We start from the raw sequence: 18,274 nt of genomic DNA on the forward strand, positions 1-18,274 counted from the left end.
GCCCCGCGTCAGGCGGAGACGCCCGCCAGCAGTTCGGCGGCGGCGATGCCGGAGACGCGGGTGGCCCCGTGGGTGACGAGGTGGGCGGGTGCGCCGGCGCCGTTGGCGGAGCCGCCCGCGCCCGGGGCCGCGCCCGGTGAGTCCGGCACTCCCATCTCGACCACCACCGCGTCGGGACGGCGGGAGAGCAGGGAGCGGACCGCGCCCGCCATCCAGCCGTGCCGGGCGGCGTCACGCACCACGACGACCAGGGCGCGCCCGTCGGCGGACTCCAGCCCGGAACGGTCCAGCACGTCCTCGGGGCTGGCCAGTTCGGGTTCGGTCAGCCGCACCGAGGTGGTTCCCGGGCGCAGCGCGCGTAGCGGCTCGGCGACGCCCCACGGGGTCTGGCCGTCGACGGCGAGGTTCATCGTCGGGGAGAGTTCGACGACGTGCGGGTCACCGGCCAGTGGCAGCAGCGCGTCCGCGCCGGTGTGGACGTGGACGGCCCGCCGCGCGGCGACGAGCCCGATGTCGGAGGGGATCCCGTCCCGGGTGACGGCGCGGGCGCGTTCGCCCGACCAGGCGGCGAACTCCGCGACGCGGGCGGCGGCGTCGTTCAGCCGCTCCTCGGTCAGGGTGCCGTCCAGGACGGCGTGGGCGAGGGCGCCGGAGAGCAGGTCGACGGTGTCCTCGCCGGCGTGGCCGCCGCCCACACAGATCGCGTCGGCTCCGGCCACGACCGCGCGGACGGTGGCGCCGTCCAGGCCGTAGCGGTCGGAGACGGCGCTCATCTCGATGCCGTCGGTGACGATCAGCCCGTCGAAGCCCAGCTCCTCGCGCAGCAGCCCGAGGAGGACGCGCGGGCTGAGGGTGGCGGGCAGTTCGGGGTCGTAGGCGGGGACCAGCAGGTGCGCGGTCATCACGGCCCGCACCCCGGCTTCCAGCGCGGCGGTGAAGGGCGGCAGCGCGGTGCGGGCGATCTCCTCGGCGTCCGCGCCGACGTGGGGCAGGCCGTGGTGGGAGTCGACGGCGGTGTCACCGTGGCCGGGGAAGTGCTTGGCACAGGCGGCCACTCCGGCGGACTGGAGCCCGCGGACCCAGGCGGCGGTGTGGCGGGAGACCGTGTCCGTTCCGGCACCGAAGGAACGGACACCGATGACGGGGTTCATCGGGTTGGAGTTGACGTCGGCGCTGGGCGCGTAGTTGAGGGTGACGCCGGCCGCGTGCAGTTCACGGCCGATGTCGCGTGCGACCGACTCGGTCAGCTCCACGTCGTCCACGGCGCCGAGCGCGAGGTTGCCGGGGCGGGAGGCCCCGGTCCACGCCTCCAGCCTGGTGACGTCGCCGGCCTCCTCGTCGATGGCGATGACCAGGTCGGGGTTCTCCGCGCGCAACTGGGCGGTGAGCCGGGCGACTTGTTCGAGGTCGGCGATGTTGCGGCCGAAGAGCACGACCGAGCGCAGACCGCCGTCGATGCGGCGCCGCAGCCAGTCGGGGACCAAAGTCCCCTCGAACCCGGGCTGGAGGAGGGAGGTGGCCAGTCCCAGCAGTTGCGCGGGAGGGCTGATCGACGTCATGGGGGCCTCCGGAGGCGCGTCAGGGCTGCCGGCCGACCGGGCCGTCCGACAGCGCCGCTACTTGGTTCAGACCAATCGTGATTGTTTGTGGAGCGCGCGGCGGCTGTCAAGTGCCGCGCCCTCAGCGCCGGAACGCCGGGACGGCCGGTGCCCGTGGGGCGCGCGGGGCGAGCTGACGGGCGGCAGAGGGGCGGCTGACGGGCGGCGACGCACACGGGTGGGGACGCGGACGGGGCGGGCACGCCCGGCCTCCACCGCGCCGCCACCACACCACCACCGTCCCGCCATGAGTCCCGCCATGAGGCATGATCGGGTGTATGGGGATTGTCGCCGGTCTGGACAGCTCGTCGGACTACACCAGCATCGTCGTCTGCGACGCCGAGACCGGGGAGGTCCTGCGTCAGGCACACGCCCGGCATCCCGAGGAGATCGCCCCCGGCTCGTGGCTGCTCTCACTCGGCGAAGCCGCCGACGGCGGAGTGCTGGAGGACGTCACCGCCATCGGCGTGACGGCCCAGCAGCACGCCGTCGTGGCGCTGGACACCACCGGCCAGCCGGTCCGCCCGGTGGTCGGCGGCGACGAACGCGGCCAGTCCGCCGCCGTCGGCCTGATCGACGCGCTCGGCGGACGGGACGCCTGGACCGAGGCGGTCGGTACCGTCCCGCAGCCCAGCCACGCGGTCAGCCAGCTCCGCTGGATGGCCCGTTCCGAACCGGAGGCCGCCGCCCGCACCGTCACCGTGCTCCAGCCGCAGGACTGGCTGGTGTGGCAACTCCTCGGCAGCCCGGAGCGGTTCACCACCGACCGGGGCGGCGCGTCCGGCACCGGCTACTGGTCACCGGTCACCGGCTCCTGGCGCCCGGATCTGGTCGAACTCGCCCTCGGCCACGAGGCGGAGCTGCCGACCGTGCTCGGCCCGGCCGAGGCCGCCGGCCGCACCCCCGAGGGACTGCTGATCTCCGCCGGCACGGGCGAGACCATGGCCGCGGCCCTGGGCCTGGGCATCAACACCGGCGACGCGGTGATCTCGCTGGGCGCCTCCGGCTCGGTCTGCGCCTTCCACGACACCGCCCTGCGCGACACCGGCGGCACCGTCACGGCCTTCGCCGACGCCACCGGCCACCACCTGCCCATCGTGCGCACCCTCAACGCGGGCCGGGTGCTGCGCGGCACCGCCGAACTCCTCGGCTGCGACCTCCAGGGTCTCTCGGAACTGGCGCTGCGCTCAACACCCGGCGCGCACGGGCTGGTGCTGCTGCCCTACCTGGCCGGCGAGCGCACCCCCGACCTGCCGCACACCGCCGGCACCCTGACCGGGCTGCGGCGCGAGTCCATGAAGCCCGAGCACCTGGCCCGCGCCGCGTTCGAGGGGATGCTGTGCGGGCTGGCCGACGCCGCCGAGGTGCTGCGCGGGCGGGGCGTGCGGATCGACCGGGTCTTCCTGCTGGGCCCGGCCGCCGAACTGCCCGCCGTGCAGGCGCTCGCCCCCTCGCTGCTGGACGCCCGGGTCGTGGTACCCGTCGCCGCCGACTACGCCGCGATCGGCGCGGCCCGGCAGGCCGCCTGGGCGCAGGGCGTCTCCGACGGCCGGCTCTCGCCCGACACCCCGCCGGCCTGGGCGCCGGCACGCGGCCAGGAGCTGCACACCCCGGAGTCCCCGGAGGCGGGCCGGGCGGTCCGGCACCAGTTCCAGGCGGTCCGCGAGGAGCACCACCCCGGCGCCTTCGGCTGACCCTCACGCCACGCCCGCCGCGCCCGCGCCACCTGCCGGAGGCGCCCGGCGGCGCCCTGCGCCCGGTGTCAGTCGAGGTAGCCGCGGAGCTGGCCCGCGTAGGCGTGCTCGCGGAGCTTGGTGAGCGTCTTGTGCTCGATCTGGCGGATGCGTTCGCGGGTGACGCCGAAGAGCCGGCCGATCTCCTCCAGGGTGCGCGGACGGCCGTCGGCGAGTCCGTACCGCAGCTCGACGACGCGCCGTTCGCGGTCGGCGAGGGTGGACAGCACGCACTCCAGCTGCTCCCGCAGCAGCAGGAACGTGGCCGTCTCCACCGGGTTGGGGCTGTCGGTGTCCTCGATGAGGTCACCGAGGTTGACGTCGTCCTCCTCCCCGACCGGGGACTGGAGCGAGATCGGGTCCTGCGCCAGCCGCAGGATCTCCCCGACCCGTGTCGCCGTCAGGCCCAGTTGCACGGCGAGTTCCTCGGCGGTCGGCTCGTAGCCGCGTTCCTGGAGCATGCCGCGCTGGGCGCGGATGACCCGGTTGATCAGCTCGACCACGTGCACCGGGACCCGGATGGTGCGGGCCTGGTCGGCGATGGCCCGGGATATCGCCTGCCGGATCCACCAGGTCGCGTAGGTCGAGAACTTGAAGCCGCGGGTGTAGTCGAACTTCTCGACCGCCCGGATCAGACCGAGGTTGCCCTCCTGGACGAGGTCGAGCATGGTCAGCCCGCGTCCGAGATACCGCTTGGCGACGGAGACCACCAGGCGCAGGTTGGCCTCGATCAGCTGACACTTCGCCATCCGGCCGCGCACCACCAGCCGGTCGAGGTCCAGCAGCAGCCGGTGGTCCTCCACCGGCCCGGTGGAGAGGCGTTCCTCGGCGAACAGCCCGGCCTCGATGCGGGTGGCCAGCTCCACCTCCTCGGCGGCGGTGAGCAGCGGTATCCGCCCGATCTCGCGCAGGTACTGGCGGAAGAGGTCGCCGGAGCCGCCGCCCGGGTCCGGACGGGCACCCGGCCCGTCGGAAGCGGCACGACGCGGGCGGGACTGACGCGGCACCCGCTCGGCCACCGGTGTCGCGTCTCTGTGGGCGGCGGTCCGGCGCGGCGGCTCGGACAGGACCGTTCCGGTCGGGGACTGGGGCTGCACTGAGCGACCTCCATGGTCGTCGCGTCCGGTCGGGGGCGCCGCCACACACCGGAAGGAGAAGGACTGCCGACCCCGCCCACCTGCGGCCTGTGTTCACGTTCCGGACCGGACGGCTACCCCGCGCATTCCATGGATTACCCGTGTGGTATGTCGCAGAAACGTTCAGGACACACGCTCCGGCGCCCGCGCCGCACCGCCGGGAGCGCGGGCGGGGACGCGCTCCGACGATCGACGGGCGCGCGCCGCGGGCCGGCCGGCGGACGCCGGCGGCAGCGAAACGGGCAGCGTCTGCTCGCGCGAGGACGCCGGGCAGGTCAGCCGTAGAGCGCGGCGGCGCCCCGGCCCAGCAGGGCGGTGCGGTACTGCTGGAGGGTCCACATCTCCTGCCGCACGGCACCGGCGCCCGGGTCGCCCTGCGCCTCCAGCCGGCGGGCGGTCGACTCCAGCTCGGTGGCGCGCCGTTCCACCGCCGCCAGCCGGACCTTGACCAGCAGCTCCCCGGCGTAGAGCTGGGCCTCGCGCTGCCTGCGCCGGGGCAGGTCGAGCGGCTCCACGGCGAGTTCGGTCACCAGGGCCCGGACGGCGTCGTCGGGCGCGGCCTCCCGCACGCGGGCGAGGAAGCCGTCGTCGGCGCTCTCGGTCCCGCCGGCGTCGGCGATGGTCCGGCGGGCGACCGCGTACGGCGGGCCGGTGAACTCGTCCTCGCCGTAGGCGTCGAAGGCGGGCGCCACGAACTGCGGGAACTGCAGGGCGACCTTCAGCAGTTCGCGCTCGGCGCGGTGCGCGGGGCTGCGCAGCTGGATCGCCGGGCCCCGGACGCGGCCGCCCTCACGCTGCCAGCGGGCCAGCGTCGCGACCCGCCGCACCACGAACTGCTCGTCCGGGATACCGACGAGCCCGGCCAGCCGCACCGCGTACTCGTGCTGGATCGAGCCGTCCTTGATCTGGCCGACGATCGGCACCGCGGCCTCCAGCGCCGCCGAACGGCCCTCGGCGGTGTCCAGGTTGTGCTCGGCGACGACCGAGTGGATCGCGAACTCGAAGAGCGGGGTGCGCCCGCCGACCAGCTCCCGGACGGCCTCGTCGCCCTCCTCCAGCCGCAGGTCGCAGGGGTCGCGGCCGTCGGGGGTGATGGCGATCCACGTCTTGCTGGCGAACTTCTGGTCGTCCTCGAACGCCCGCAGCGCGGCCTTCTGCCCCGCCGCGTCGCCGTCGAAGGTGAAGACCACCTCGGAGCGGGAGTTGTCCATGAGCAGCCGGCGGAGGATCTTGATGTGGCCCTCGCCGAAGGCGGTGCCGCAGGTGGCGATGGCGGTGCCGACGCCCGCGAGATGGCAGGCCATGACATCGGTGTAGCCCTCGACGACGACCGCCCGGTTGTCCTTGGCGATGTCCTTCTTCGCCAGGTCGATGCCGTAGAGCACCTGCGACTTGCGGTAGATCGGCGTCTCGGGGGTGTTGAGGTATTTGGGGCCCTGGTCGTCCTCGCGCAGACGGCGGGCGCCGAAGCCGACGACCTCGCCGGTGATGTCGCGGATCGGCCAGATCAGCCGCCCCCGGAACCGGTCGATCGGGCCGCGCCGGCCGTCCTGGGCGATGCCGGAGGCCAGCAGCTCCTTGTCGGTGAAGCCGCGCCCGCGCAGGAACCGGGCGGCGTGGTCCCAGCCCGCCGGGGCGTAGCCGACGCCGAACCGCTCGGCCGCCGCCTGGTCGAACCCGCGCTCCCCGAGGAACCGGCGACCGATCTCCGCCTCCGGGGAGGACAGTTGCTCCACGAAGTACTCGGCCGCCGCCTTGTGTGCCTCGACCAGCCTGGTCCGCTCCCCCGCCTGGCTGGCGCGGCCGTAGCCGCCCTGCTCGTAGCGGAGCGTGATCCCCGCCTGTGCGGCGAGGCGCTCCACCGCCTCGGAGAAGGACAGGTGCTCCTGCTTCATCACGAAGTCGAGGGTGTCCCCGCCCTCCTGGCAGCCGAAGCAGTGGTAGAAGCCCTTACTGGGACTGACGTGGAAGGACGGCGACTTCTCGTCGTGGAAGGGGCACAGCCCCTTGAGGTTGCCACCGCCCGCGTTGCGGAGCTGGAGGTAGTCGGAGACGACGGCGTCGATCGGGACCGCGTCCCGTACCGCCTTCACGTCCTCGTCATTGATCCTGCCGGCCACGCCGCTCAGCATACGGCCGACCGCGGACGGCTCCGCGCCCGGCCGGGTCCGCGATGTCTCCCACCAGGTGTTTCCGGGCTTCGTGGGCGGCTCCCACGGCTTGCGACTGAGAAGCGGGCAAGTGGGCAGGGATTCGCCCAATGATCCCGCCCTGAAACGATTGCGACCGTGGACTGCTTCTCCTCCTCCCCCACTCCGGCTGCCGCCGTGACCGTCACCCGCGTCGACCGGGTGTTCACCATCGCCGTCTCCGGCGAGATCGACATCGACGCCGTGGGCCCCCTGGAGGAGACCCTCAGCGAGGCACTCCGCGCGGACTGCCGGTGCACGGTCCTCGATCTCTCGCGGCTGGGGTTCGCCGACTCCACCCTGCTCGGCATCCTGCTCTCCACCACCAGTGCCCACCAGCTCTCCGGCCGGCCGCTGGCCATCGCGGGGCCGTTTCCGTCGAGCGTGTGGCGGGTGTTCACCGTGACCGGGACCGCGGACCACCTTCCGCTGGCGGACAGCCTGGAGGCGGCGTACCGGCTCACCGGGAGCGCCTCCGACCCGGCCACCCCCACCTGACCCTCCTTCGCCGCCGCGCGCCCCGCTCCACGGCACAGCGCGCCCGGTGCGGCACCGGCGCGACGCACCCAGCGGCCCCGGCCTCGGCCGGGGCCGCGGTGTGTCCCCGGCCGGGAGCCCGCCGCCGTCCGGGCGGTGCGGGTCCCGGCGCGGATGTCGTGGAGGCGGCCCGCGCTTCCGGCGCCGTAGCGTGCCCCGCATGTCGGACAGCGACAGCGTCAGCGCCGCGGCGGACCCGGCCGAAGGCGGCTCTCACGGCCACCGCCGGGACTCCGCCGGCGGCCGGCGGCGGCCCGCGTCACCCGCGCGCCGGGGTCATTGCCCGGCACCGCCCTCGGGTGAGAGCATGCCGCGCACACCGAGGCCACTGGTTCACCCAGGGTGATGTGTGTTACCCGACGGTTTCGGCGATGTCACCGGCGGGCATATGCTCCGAGCCTCGACGGCGCGTGTGGGCACCGTGGCCCGCCCGGTTGAGGACTTTCCGCGGTGGCCGCCGGTAGCGGCGGTCCGCATGATGGATACGGCTACGCGCTCACCGGTAACACCGCCATCATGTAACCTTCACGAAATTTCGCCAGGGCCAACGTCGTCCCTCGGTACAAGCACCATGCCACTGACGACGACGGGAGAGCCGATGCGTGCAGGGTCTACGGCTGCCTATCCGGCCAAGCAGGGGATGTACGACCCGGCGGAGGAGCACGACGCGTGCGGCGTCGGGTTCGTCGCCACTCTCACCGGTGAGGCCAGCCACGACCTGGTGGACCGGGCGCTGACGGTACTCCGCAACCTGGAGCACCGCGGCGCCACCGGCTCCGACCCGGACACCGGTGACGGCGCCGGCATCCTCATCCAGGTCCCCGACGCGTTCCTGCGCGAGAACACCGGCTTCGAACTGCCGGCCGCCGGCCACTACGCGGTCGGCACCGCCTTCCTCCCCGCCGGGGAAGGCGACGAGGGCGAGGGCGCCGCCGCCGACGAGGCCGCGGCCCGTATCGAGGCGATCGCCGCCGAGGAGGGGTTGACCGTCCTCGGCTGGCGGGACGTGCCCGCCACCCCCGGCCTGCTGGGCGCCTCCGCCCGCTCCACCATGCCGGTCTTCCGGCAGATCTTCGTCAGCGACGGCCGGCAGAGCGGCCTGGAGCTGGACCGCCCCGCGTTCGTGCTGCGCAAGCGCGCCGAGCGCGAGGCCGGGGTCTACTTCCCCTCGCTGTCCTCCCGCACCCTGGTCTACAAGGGAATGCTGACCACCGGGCAGCTGGAGCCGTTCTTCCCCGACCTCTCCGACCGCCGTCTGGCGTCGGCGGTCGCGCTGGTCCACTCCCGGTTCTCCACCAACACCTTCCCGAGCTGGCCGCTGGCGCACCCGTACCGGTTCATCGCCCACAACGGCGAGATCAACACGGTCAAGGGCAACCGCAACTGGATGCGGGCCCGCGAGTCGCAGCTGTTCAGCGACAAGTTCGCGGCGGCCGGAGCGGCGGGCGGCGACGCCACCGACCCGCAGAAGGCCCTGGAGCGCGTCTTCCCGGTCTGTACCCCGGACGCCTCCGACTCGGCGTCCTTCGACGAGGTCCTGGAACTGCTGCACCTCGGCGGCCGTTCCCTCCCGCACGCGGTGCTGATGATGGTGCCCGAGGCATGGGAGAACAGCGACTCCATGGACCCGGCGCGCCGGGCCTTCTACCAGTACCACTCCACGATGATGGAGCCCTGGGACGGACCGGCCTGCGTCACCTTCACCGACGGCACCCAGGTCGGCGCGGTCCTGGACCGCAACGGTCTGCGCCCCGGCCGCTACTGGGTCACCGACGACGGCTTCGTGGTGCTCTCCTCCGAGGTCGGCGTCCTGGACATCGACCCCGCCCGTGTGGTGCGCAAGGGACGGCTCCAGCCGGGACGGATGTTCCTGGTGGACACCGCCGCCGGCCGCATCATCGAGGACGACGAGATCAAGGCCGGGCTGGCCGCCGAGCACCCCTACCAGGAGTGGCTCGACGACGGGCTGATCGAGCTGGGCCACCTCCCCGAGCGTGAGCACATCGTGCACACCCACGCCTCGGTCACCCGCCGGCAGCAGACCTTCGGCTACACCGAGGAGGAGCTGCGTGTCCTGCTGGCGCCGATGGCCCGCACCGGCGCCGAGCCGATCGGGTCCATGGGCACCGACACCCCGATCGCCGCGCTCTCCGACCGGCCCCGGCTGATCTTCGACTACTTCACCCAGCTGTTCGCGCAGGTCACCAACCCGCCGCTGGACGCGATCCGCGAGGAACTGGTCACCTCCCTGCACTCCTCGCTGGGCCCCCAGGGCAACCTGCTCGACCCGACGGCCGCCTCCTGCCGCAGCGTCACGCTGCCGTTCCCGGTCATCGACAACGACGAGCTGGCCAACCTGATCCACATCAACGCCGACGGCGACCTGCCGGCGTTCTCCTCGGCGATCCTCTCCGGCCTCTACCGCGTCAGCGGCGGCGGCACCGCGCTGGCGGACCGCATCGCCGAGATCTGCGCAGAGGCCGACGCCGCCATCGCCGACGGGGCGCGGATCATCGTGCTCTCCGACCGGCACTCCGACGCCGAGCACGCGCCGATCCCCTCGCTGCTGCTCACCTCCGCCGTCCACCACCACCTGATCGGTACCAAGCAGCGCACCCAGGTGGGGCTGCTGGTGGAGGCCGGCGACGTGCGCGAGGTGCACCACGTCGCGCTGCTCATCGGCTACGGCGCCGCCGCCGTCAACCCGTACCTCGCGATGGAGTCGGTCGAGGACCTCGCCCGGCGCGGCACGTTCTTCGAGAACGTCCCCGACCTCACCTCCGAGAACGCCATCCGGAACCTGATCAAGGCGCTGGGCAAGGGCGTGCTGAAGGTGATGTCCAAGATGGGCATCTCCACCGTCGCCTCCTACCGGGGCGCGCAGGTCTTCGAGGCGATCGGCCTGGACGAGCAGTTCGTCGCGACCTACTTCCACGGCACGACCACCAAGATCGGCGGCGTCGACCTGGAGGTCGTCGCCCGTGAGGTGGCCGAACGCCACGCCCGCGCCTACCCGCGCTCCGGCGTCACCTCCGCACACCGGCGGCTGGAGATCGGCGGCGAGTACCAGTGGCGCCGCGAGGGCGAGCCGCACCTCTTCGACCCCGACACCGTCTTCCGGCTCCAGCACTCCACCCGCGAACGCCGCTACGACATCTTCAAGCAGTACACCGAGCGGGTGAACGAGCAGTCCGAGCGGCTGATGACCCTGCGCGGGCTGTTCGGGCTCCGGCACGACCGGCAGCCGGTGCCGCTGGAGGAGGTGGAACCGGTCTCGGAGATCGTCCGCCGCTTCTCCACCGGCGCCATGTCCTACGGCTCCATCTCGCAGGAGGCGCACGAGACGCTGGCCATCGCCATGAACCGGCTGGGCGCCAAGTCCAACACCGGTGAGGGCGGCGAGGACGCCGAGCGGCTGTACGACCCCGAGCGGCGCTCGGCGATCAAGCAGGTGGCCTCCGGCCGGTTCGGCGTCACTTCCGAGTACCTGGTCAACGCCGACGACATCCAGATCAAGATGGCGCAGGGCGCCAAGCCCGGTGAGGGCGGCCAGCTGCCCGGCCACAAGGTCTACCCTTGGGTCGCCAAGACCCGGCACTCCACCCCCGGCGTCGGCCTGATCTCCCCGCCGCCGCACCACGACATCTACTCGATCGAGGACCTGGCGCAGCTGATCCACGACCTCAAGAACGCCAACCCGGCGGCCCGCATCCACGTGAAGCTGGTATCCGAGGTCGGCGTCGGCACGGTCGCGGCCGGCGTCTCCAAGGCGCATGCCGACGTGGTGCTGATCTCCGGACACGACGGCGGCACCGGCGCCTCCCCGCTGACCTCGCTGAAGCACGCGGGCGGCCCCTGGGAGCTCGGCCTCGCCGAGACCCAGCAGACGCTGCTCCTCAACGGCCTGCGCGACCGGATCGTGGTGCAGACCGACGGCCAGCTGAAGACCGGCCGCGACGTGCTGATCGCGGCGCTCCTGGGCGCCGAGGAGTACTGCTTCGCGACCGCCCCGCTGGTGGTCTCCGGCTGCGTGATGATGCGCGTCTGCCACCTGGACACCTGCCCGGTGGGCATCGCCACCCAGAACCCGGTGCTGCGCGAGCGCTACGCCGGCCAGGCCGACCACGTCGTGAACTTCTTCGAGTTCATCGCCGAGGAGGTCCGCGAGCTGCTGGCCGAGCTGGGCTTCCGCACCCTGGACGAGGCGGTCGGCCACGCGGAACTGCTGGACACCAGCCGCGCGGTGGACCACTGGAAGGCCGGCGGCCTGGACCTCGCACCGCTGCTGCACGTGCCGGATCTGCCCGAGGGCGCCGTCCGGCACCAGATCGCCACGCAGGACCACGGCCTGGCCAAGGCGCTGGACAACGAGCTGATCCGGCTCTCCGCCGACGCCCTGAGCGCCGAACGGGCCGAGGACGCCGGACCGGTCCGCGCCCAGCTGGCCATCCGCAACATCAACCGGACCGTCGGCACCATGCTCGGTCACGAGGTCACCAAGAGGTTCGGCGGTGACGGCCTCCCGGACGACACCATCGACCTGACCTTCACCGGTTCGGCCGGCCAGTCGTTCGGCGCGTTCGTGCCGCGCGGCGTGACCCTCCGGCTGGAGGGCGACGCCAACGACTACGTCGGCAAGGGCCTCTCCGGCGGCCGGCTCGTCGTCCGTCCCGACCGGGGCGCCGACCACCTCGCCGAGTACTCCACCATCGCCGGCAACACCCTCGCCTACGGCGCGACCGGCGGTGAGATGTTCCTGCGCGGCCAGGTCGGCGAGCGGTTCTGCGTCCGCAACTCCGGCGCCCTGGTGGTCGCCGAGGGCGTGGGCGACCACGGCTGCGAGTACATGACCGGCGGCACCGCCGTGGTGCTCGGCACCACCGGCCGGAACTTCGGCGCCGGCATGTCGGGCGGCACCGCCTACCTGATCGACCTCGACCGCGCCCACGTCAACGTGGGCAACCGGGACGCGGTCGCGGAGCTGGAGGAGTCCGACGCCGCGTGGCTGCACGACGTCGTGCGCCGTCACCACCTGGAGACCGGCTCGACCGTCGCGGAGAAGCTGCTGGCCGACTGGGACACCGCGGTCACCCGGTTCAGCAAGATCGTTCCGCTCACCTACAAGGCAGTGCTCGCCGCCAAGGACGCCGCCGAGCAGGCCGGGCTCTCGGAGTCCGCGACCCACGAGAAGATGATGGAGGCGGCGGCACATGGCTGACCCGAAGGGCTTTCTCACCACCGGCCGTGAGGTCGCGCGGACCCGCCCGGTCTCCGAGCGCGTCCAGGACTGGGACGAGGTCTACGTCCCCGGATCGCTGCTGCCGATCATCAGCCGCCAGGCCGGCCGCTGCATGGACTGCGGCATCCCGTTCTGTCACAACGGCTGTCCGCTGGGGAACCTCATCCCCGAGTGGAACGACTACGCCTACCGCGGGGACTGGGACGCCGCCAGCGAGCGGCTGCACGCCACCAACAACTTCCCCGAGTTCACCGGGCGGCTCTGCCCCGCGCCGTGCGAGTCGGCGTGCGTGCTGGCGATCAACCAGCCCGCGGTGACCATCAAGAACGTCGAGGTCACCATCATCGACAAGGCGTGGGAGGCCGGGGCCGTGACCCCGCAGCCACCCGGCCGCCTGTCGGGGAAGACCGTCGCCGTCGTCGGCTCAGGCCCCGCCGGGCTGGCCGCCGCCCAGCAGCTGACCCGGGCCGGCCACACCGTCGCCGTGTTCGAGCGGGCCGACCGCCTCGGCGGGCTGCTGCGCTACGGCATCCCCGAGTTCAAGATGGAGAAGCGCCACATCAACCGGCGCATCGAGCAGATGCGGGCGGAAGGCACCAAGTTCCGCACCGGTGTGGAGATCGGCCGCGACATCCAGGCCACCGACCTGCGGCGCCGCTACGACGCCGTCGTCATCGCCGCCGGAGCCACCACCGCCCGCGACCTGCCGGTCCCCGGACGGGAACTCCGGGGCATCCACCAGGCGATGGAGTACCTGCCGCTGTCCAACAAGGTGCAGGAGGGCGACTTCATCACCTCGCCCATCTCCGCCGAGGGCAAGCACGTCGTCGTCATCGGCGGCGGCGACACCGGCGCGGACTGCGTCGGCACCGCGCACCGCCAGGGCGCCGCCTCCGTCACCCAGCTGGAGATCATGCCCCGGCCCGGCGAGGACCGCGCCCCGAACCAGCCGTGGCCCACCTTCCCCATGCTGTACAAGGTCAGCTCCGCACACGAGGAGGGCGGCGAGCGGGTCTACTCCGTCTCCACCACCCACTTCGAGGGCGACGAGGACGGCAACGTCCAGTGGCTGCACCTGATCGAGGTCGAGTTCGTCGACGGTCGCCTCACCCAGAAGGAGGGCACCGAGCGGCGCATCCCCGCGCAACTGGTCACCCTCGCCATGGGCTTCACCGGAACCGACACCGAGAACGGCCTGACCGGCCAGTTCGACCTCGACCTGGACGAGCGCGGCAACATCGCCCGCGACGCCGAGTACGCCACCTCCGCCCGTGGGGTGTTCGTCGCCGGTGACGCCGGGCGCGGCCAGTCCCTGATCGTGTGGGCCATCGCCGAGGGCCGCGCCGCGGCCCGGGGCGTGGACCGCTTCCTCACCGGCGGCAGCGAACTGCCGTACCCGGTCAGGCCGACGGACCGCTCGCTCACCGTCTGACGCTTCGCCCCGCCCGGCGCCCCGCGCGCCGGGCACACAGCCCGCCGCCCGGTACCGGCTCATCCCTGGTACCGGGCGGCGTCATGTCCGCTTCGCGGGGTGGCGACCTCCCGGGCGACGGGAGGTGTGTGCGCGGCGAGGTTCGCGACGAGAGCGGTCGTCAGCCCTCGTCGGGCTGCATCGGGGTGGGCTCCTGCGCCGTCATGGCGTCCACCAGGGTGCGGTCACCCAGCTCGTTCTCCAGCTCGACCTCGACCTCGTCGACCGCGAGCATCTCGTTGCACACCTCGACATCGGTGTCCTCCACCGACCAGCCGCCGAGAATCACCAGGTCGTCGGTCTCGTGGACCCAACTGCCCCATTCGGCGTCACAGTCGCCGTGGCCGATGACCACGGTCAGTTCGGTGTCGCCTGGTTCGGCGTCGATGACACCCTCGACCGCCCAGAGCACCGGGCTGGACGCCTCGGCGGGCTGCGCCGACGGCCAGTCGGCGGCGATCTGTTCGGCCCGCTCGTGGAAGACACTCTCGTCGGGCTTCTCGCCCGGCTGCCGCTGGTCGCCGCCGGCGCCCGGGTCCTCGCCACCGGGACTGTCGCCGCCTTCGCCACCGTCGTCCTCGCCGCCGCCGGTCGCCGCGCCGTCGTCACCCGCCCCGTCCGAGGCCGGCGGCGCCCCCGTGTCGGAGGAATCGTCCTCCCCGCCGCACCCCGACAGAACCAGGGCCCCGGCGGCCAGCATCGGAATCAGCACCGTCTTACGCATGACGCTCCTTCCGTCCCGTGAGCCCCACCCGGAACGCGGGGCTCTTGGATCTCTGACGGACGCGTGCCCCGACGGGTTCCGCCGAATCAGTGGTACAGGCCACTAACGGTGCGGTTCCGTGATGCAACGCACCCGCTCCCGTGATCAGCTCGGGCCAGAATCGTCGCCAGCGCGCCGGTCTCACCGGTGACGGTCGGACGCTTGGAGGAACTGTCATGAGAAGGCGCCACACCGCCCTGGCGGCCGCGATGTCGCTCGGTCTGCTCACCGCCTGCGGCGGCGACGGCGGCAGCGGCAGCGGCGACGGAGCCTCCGGAGCGACCCTCGAACTGTGGGTCATGGAAGGCACCTACCCGGACACCGGAAGCTACTTCGAGGATCTGAAGGCCGCGTTCGAGGAGGAGACCGGCGCCCGCCTCAACTACCAGCTGGTGCCCTGGGACGAGGCCCACGACAAGTTCACCACCGCCGCGGCCGGCGACACCCTGCCGGACGTCTCCGAGATCGGGACCACCTGGGTCCCGGAGTTCGCGGACGCCGCCATCGTCGCCGACATGAGCGACTGGATAGAGGACGACGGCCTCTCCGGAGACCTGGTCGAAGGGCTCCAGCAGGCGGGCACCGTGGACGGACAGCTCTACGGCATGCCCTGGTACGCCGGAATCCGCGCGCTCTTCTACCGCGCCGACGTCTTCGAGGAGCACGGCCTGGAGCCGCCCACCACCTGGGACGAACTGCTGGAGGTCGGGCTCCAACTCAAGGATCTCGAACCGGACATGATCCCGTATCCGGTTCCCGGCTCCAGCGAGCACTCCTTCTACCCCTACCTCTGGGGCGCCGGCGCCGAGATCGCCGTCGAGGACGGCGACGGCTGGACCTCCACCATCAACTCGCCCGAAGCGGTGGAAGGCATCACCTTCTTCACCGAACTCGCCACCGAGCACGGTCTGTCGGTGGCCGCCGCCAACACCTGGACCGAGGCCGACTCGCTGCAGAGCTTCCAGGACGGCCAGGCCGCCATGATCGTCAACGGCGCCTGGACGGTGGGCAACCTGCTGAACGAGGACGAGTCCTGGGACGGGAAGTTCGGCGTGCTGCCCATGCCGGGGAAGGACGGCGGCATCAGCCCCTCCTTCATGGGCGGCTCGCTGGTCAGCGTGATTGAGGGCAGTAGCGAGCCCGAACTCGCCTGGGAACTGGTCAAGTTGATGACCACTGGTGATTTCGCGGACCGCTGGTCGGAGGAGACCGGCTTCTTCCCCGGCCAGCAGAGCCTGCTGGCGGAGTACTCCACCAGCGACGACCCCTATGTCGCCCCGTTCGCGGAGCAGATGTCCGAGGGCGGCAAACTCCTCCCGGTCACGGAGAAGTTCGGCGCGGTCCAGGCCGAACAGGTCGTACAGCAGATGCTGCTGGCCATCCTCTCCGGCAACAAGGACGTCCAGACGGCCGCCGACGACGCCGCTGCCGCGATGGACCGCATCTTCCAGGAGTGAGCGGGTGAGCCGCTGTGCCGGTGCCCGGGAGCGTTCTCCCCGGGCACCGGCACGGCGCACGGCGGGGAGCGACTCACGGCCGGGTCACCGGGCGGAGGTCAACGAACAGCGATGGTCAACCACCAGCGGGCCGCCGACCGGACGGCCACCGAACGGACGGTCCACGACTGATGGCGATCGACACCCGGCCCGGCCCGGAACCCGGCAGCGACACCCCGCCCGCCGGCCCCGACGACGCGGAGACCGCCCGCGCCCGTCGGCTCACCCGGCAGCGACGCCTGCGCGCCACCAGGCCCTGGCTGCTGCTGGCACCCGCCCTGATCGTGCTGGCCGTGCTCCTGCTGTGGCCGCTGCTGCGCGTCGTGCTCCTGTCCTTCCAGGACTACGGCCTGCGGGAGATCAGGACCGGCGAGAGCAACTACACCGGATTCGACAACTACCGCGCCCTGCTCACCGACTCCTTCCTGTGGACCACGGCGCTGCCCAACACCGTCGTCTTCGCCGTCGCCTGCGTCACCCTGACCGTGGCCACCGGCACCCTGGTCGCGCTGCTGCTCCACCGCCTCGGCCGCTTCTGGCGCGTGGTGTGCTCCACCGCGATCATGGCCGCCTGGGCGATGCCCGCCGTCACCGGCACCTACGCCTGGATCTGGATCTTCGACCCGCTCAACGGCCCCGTCAGCGCGGGCCTGGACGGCCTGGGGATGATCGAACCCCGTGAGACCAACTGGTTCACCGACCGCTGGTCCTTCTACGCGATCGCCGTGCTGAACGTCGTCCACCACGGCTTCCCGTTCGTCGCCATCACCGTCTTCGCCGGGCTGCTGACCATCCCCCGGGAACTCCCGGAGGCAGCGACCGTCGACGGGGCCAACGCCTGGCAGCGGTTCTGGCACGTCACCGTGCCCACCATCAAACCGGTGTTCACCGTGGTCACCATCCTGTCGACCATCTGGGACTTCAAGGTCTTCGTCCAGATCTACCTGATGCCGGGCGGAGACGGCGCCAATCCCGCCGTCCTCAACCTGGGCGTGTGGTCCTATGTGCGGTCCTTCGGCCGCAACGACTACGGCCAGGGCGCGGCCATCGCCGTGCTGCTGACCGTGCTGCTGCTGGTCATCACGGTGCTCTACGTGCGGACCCTGTTCAAGGAGAAGGACGAGCTGTGACCGCCGCGACGCCAGCGACCCCCGCCACCCCGGCCGCGCCCGTGACCCCTCCCGCGCCCGTCACCCCGCGCGGCGCCACCAGGCCCGGCGGCGCCGGGCGCGTACTGCGCCGGGCCGGACTGGCCCTGGCCGTCGTCGCGGTGATCGGCTTCTCGCTGTTCCCCGTGTACTGGATGGTCAGCTCGGCGGTGGACCCCGGCGCCAACTCCCGTGGTGCGTCGCTGGTCCCGACCGGGTTCACCTGGGACCACTTCCGGTATGTGCTGGACCGCGGCGGCTTCGGCCGCTACCTCGCCAACTCGGCCATCGTCGGCGTCGGCACCGTGCTGCTCGCCGCCGCGCTGTCGCTGTTCGCCGCCATCGCCGTGGCCCGCTTCCGGTTCCGGATGCGCACCAAGGTCCTGATCATGGTGCTGATCGTGCAGATGGTGCCGCTGGAGGCGCTGGTCATCCCGCTCTTCCTCCAGATGCGCAACCTGCAGATGCTGAACACCCTGCTGGGCCTGATCATCGTCTACCTGGCGTTCTCGCTGCCGTTCGCCATCTGGACGCTGCGCGGCTTCGTCGCCGCCGTGCCGCCGGAGATCGAGGAGGCGGCCTACCTCGACGGCTGCGGCTGGTGGCGGATGTTCCGCTCCGTGCTGCTGCCGCTGGTGGCCCCCGGGCTCGTCGCCACCAGCATCTTCGCCTTCATCGTGGCCTGGAACGAGTTCATCTTCGCCTTCGTGTTCATGCAGGACCAGAGCAAGTACACCGCCGCCGTCGGACTGCGGTACTTCGCCGGTCCGTACGCCACCGACTGGGGCGCGGTCATGGCCGGCTCCACGCTGATCACCGTCCCCGTGCTGGTGTTCTTCATCGTGGTCCAGCGACGCCTCGCCTCGGGGCTGGCCGCCGGGGCCGTCAAGGGGTGATCCCGGGCGGCGCCTCACGCCCCAGGTGTCTCAGGATGTCTCAGGGTGGCTCACACGTGGGGCTCCGC

At 72.3% G+C, this 18,274-nt stretch carries 11 protein-coding genes; 7 read left to right on the forward strand and 4 right to left on the reverse strand.

Features of this window, described 5'->3' with window-relative positions; translation table 11 throughout:
• Window positions 1-8 precede the first annotated feature (8 nt).
• Window positions 9-1,559, reverse strand: a complete 1,551-nt coding sequence (locus E0D90_RS12825; protein ID WP_130798123.1) for a glycoside hydrolase family 3 protein — start codon at window positions 1,557-1,559, stop codon at window positions 9-11.
• Between the two features lie 317 nt (window positions 1,560-1,876).
• Here E0D90_RS12825 and E0D90_RS12830 point away from each other — a divergent pair, with 317 nt between their 5' ends.
• The gene (locus E0D90_RS12830; protein WP_130798125.1) at window positions 1,877-3,292 is read left to right on the forward strand and encodes an FGGY family carbohydrate kinase; all 1,416 of its coding nucleotides are present in this window, start codon (window positions 1,877-1,879) and stop codon (window positions 3,290-3,292) included.
• 68 nt (window positions 3,293-3,360) lie between these two features.
• On the opposite strand, the gene E0D90_RS12835 is transcribed toward E0D90_RS12830, so the two are convergent.
• Window positions 3,361-4,428 carry an RNA polymerase sigma factor gene (locus tag E0D90_RS12835; protein WP_174856189.1) on the reverse strand — a complete coding sequence of 356 codons (1,068 nt, stop codon included), beginning with the start codon at window positions 4,426-4,428 and terminating at the stop codon, window positions 3,361-3,363.
• A 314-nt stretch (window positions 4,429-4,742) separates the two neighbouring features.
• Complete coding sequence (dnaG, locus tag E0D90_RS12840) at window positions 4,743-6,587, reverse strand: DNA primase (protein ID WP_130798129.1); 1,845 nt, start codon at window positions 6,585-6,587, stop codon at window positions 4,743-4,745.
• Window positions 6,588-6,755: 168 nt separating this feature from the next.
• On the opposite strand from dnaG, the gene E0D90_RS12845 reads away from it, so the two are divergent.
• The 3 genes from E0D90_RS12845 (at window position 6,756) to E0D90_RS12855 (ending at window position 13,864) form a co-directional block, all read left to right on the forward strand.
• The gene (locus tag E0D90_RS12845; protein WP_157996858.1) at window positions 6,756-7,154 is read left to right on the forward strand and encodes an STAS domain-containing protein; all 399 of its coding nucleotides are present in this window, start codon (window positions 6,756-6,758) and stop codon (window positions 7,152-7,154) included.
• 637 nt (window positions 7,155-7,791) lie between these two features.
• The gene (gltB, locus tag E0D90_RS12850) at window positions 7,792-12,411 is read left to right on the forward strand and encodes a glutamate synthase large subunit (protein ID WP_130798133.1); all 4,620 of its coding nucleotides are present in this window, start codon (window positions 7,792-7,794) and stop codon (window positions 12,409-12,411) included.
• Window positions 12,404-13,864, forward strand: a complete 1,461-nt coding sequence (locus tag E0D90_RS12855; RefSeq protein WP_103503721.1) for a glutamate synthase subunit beta — start codon at window positions 12,404-12,406, stop codon at window positions 13,862-13,864. The genes gltB and E0D90_RS12855 overlap by 8 nt, the downstream gene beginning before the upstream one ends.
• A 160-nt stretch (window positions 13,865-14,024) precedes the next feature.
• Here the strand turns inward: E0D90_RS12855 and E0D90_RS12860 are convergent, their stop codons facing one another.
• Window positions 14,025-14,627, reverse strand: a complete 603-nt coding sequence (locus E0D90_RS12860; RefSeq protein WP_130798135.1) for a hypothetical protein — start codon at window positions 14,625-14,627, stop codon at window positions 14,025-14,027.
• 215 nt (window positions 14,628-14,842) lie between these two features.
• Between E0D90_RS12860 and E0D90_RS12865 the strand changes: the two genes are divergently transcribed.
• The 3 genes from E0D90_RS12865 to E0D90_RS12875 all read left to right on the forward strand — a co-directional run bounded on the left by E0D90_RS12865 (window position 14,843) and on the right by E0D90_RS12875 (window position 18,206).
• Window positions 14,843-16,123 carry a sugar ABC transporter substrate-binding protein gene (locus E0D90_RS12865; RefSeq protein ID WP_130798137.1) on the forward strand — a complete coding sequence of 427 codons (1,281 nt, stop codon included), beginning with the start codon at window positions 14,843-14,845 and terminating at the stop codon, window positions 16,121-16,123.
• Between the two features lie 170 nt (window positions 16,124-16,293).
• Window positions 16,294-17,292 carry a carbohydrate ABC transporter permease gene (locus E0D90_RS12870; protein WP_130798139.1) on the forward strand — a complete coding sequence of 333 codons (999 nt, stop codon included), beginning with the start codon at window positions 16,294-16,296 and terminating at the stop codon, window positions 17,290-17,292.
• Window positions 17,293-17,396: 104 nt separating this feature from the next.
• On the forward strand, window positions 17,397-18,206 hold the full coding sequence (locus tag E0D90_RS12875) for a carbohydrate ABC transporter permease (protein ID WP_130798141.1): 810 nt from the start codon (window positions 17,397-17,399) through the stop codon (window positions 18,204-18,206).
• The last annotated feature ends 68 nt before the right edge of the window (window positions 18,207-18,274 follow it).

Source organism: Streptomyces otsuchiensis (genome assembly GCF_004305975.1).
Lineage (GTDB): Bacteria > Actinomycetota > Actinomycetes > Streptomycetales > Streptomycetaceae > Streptomyces > Streptomyces otsuchiensis.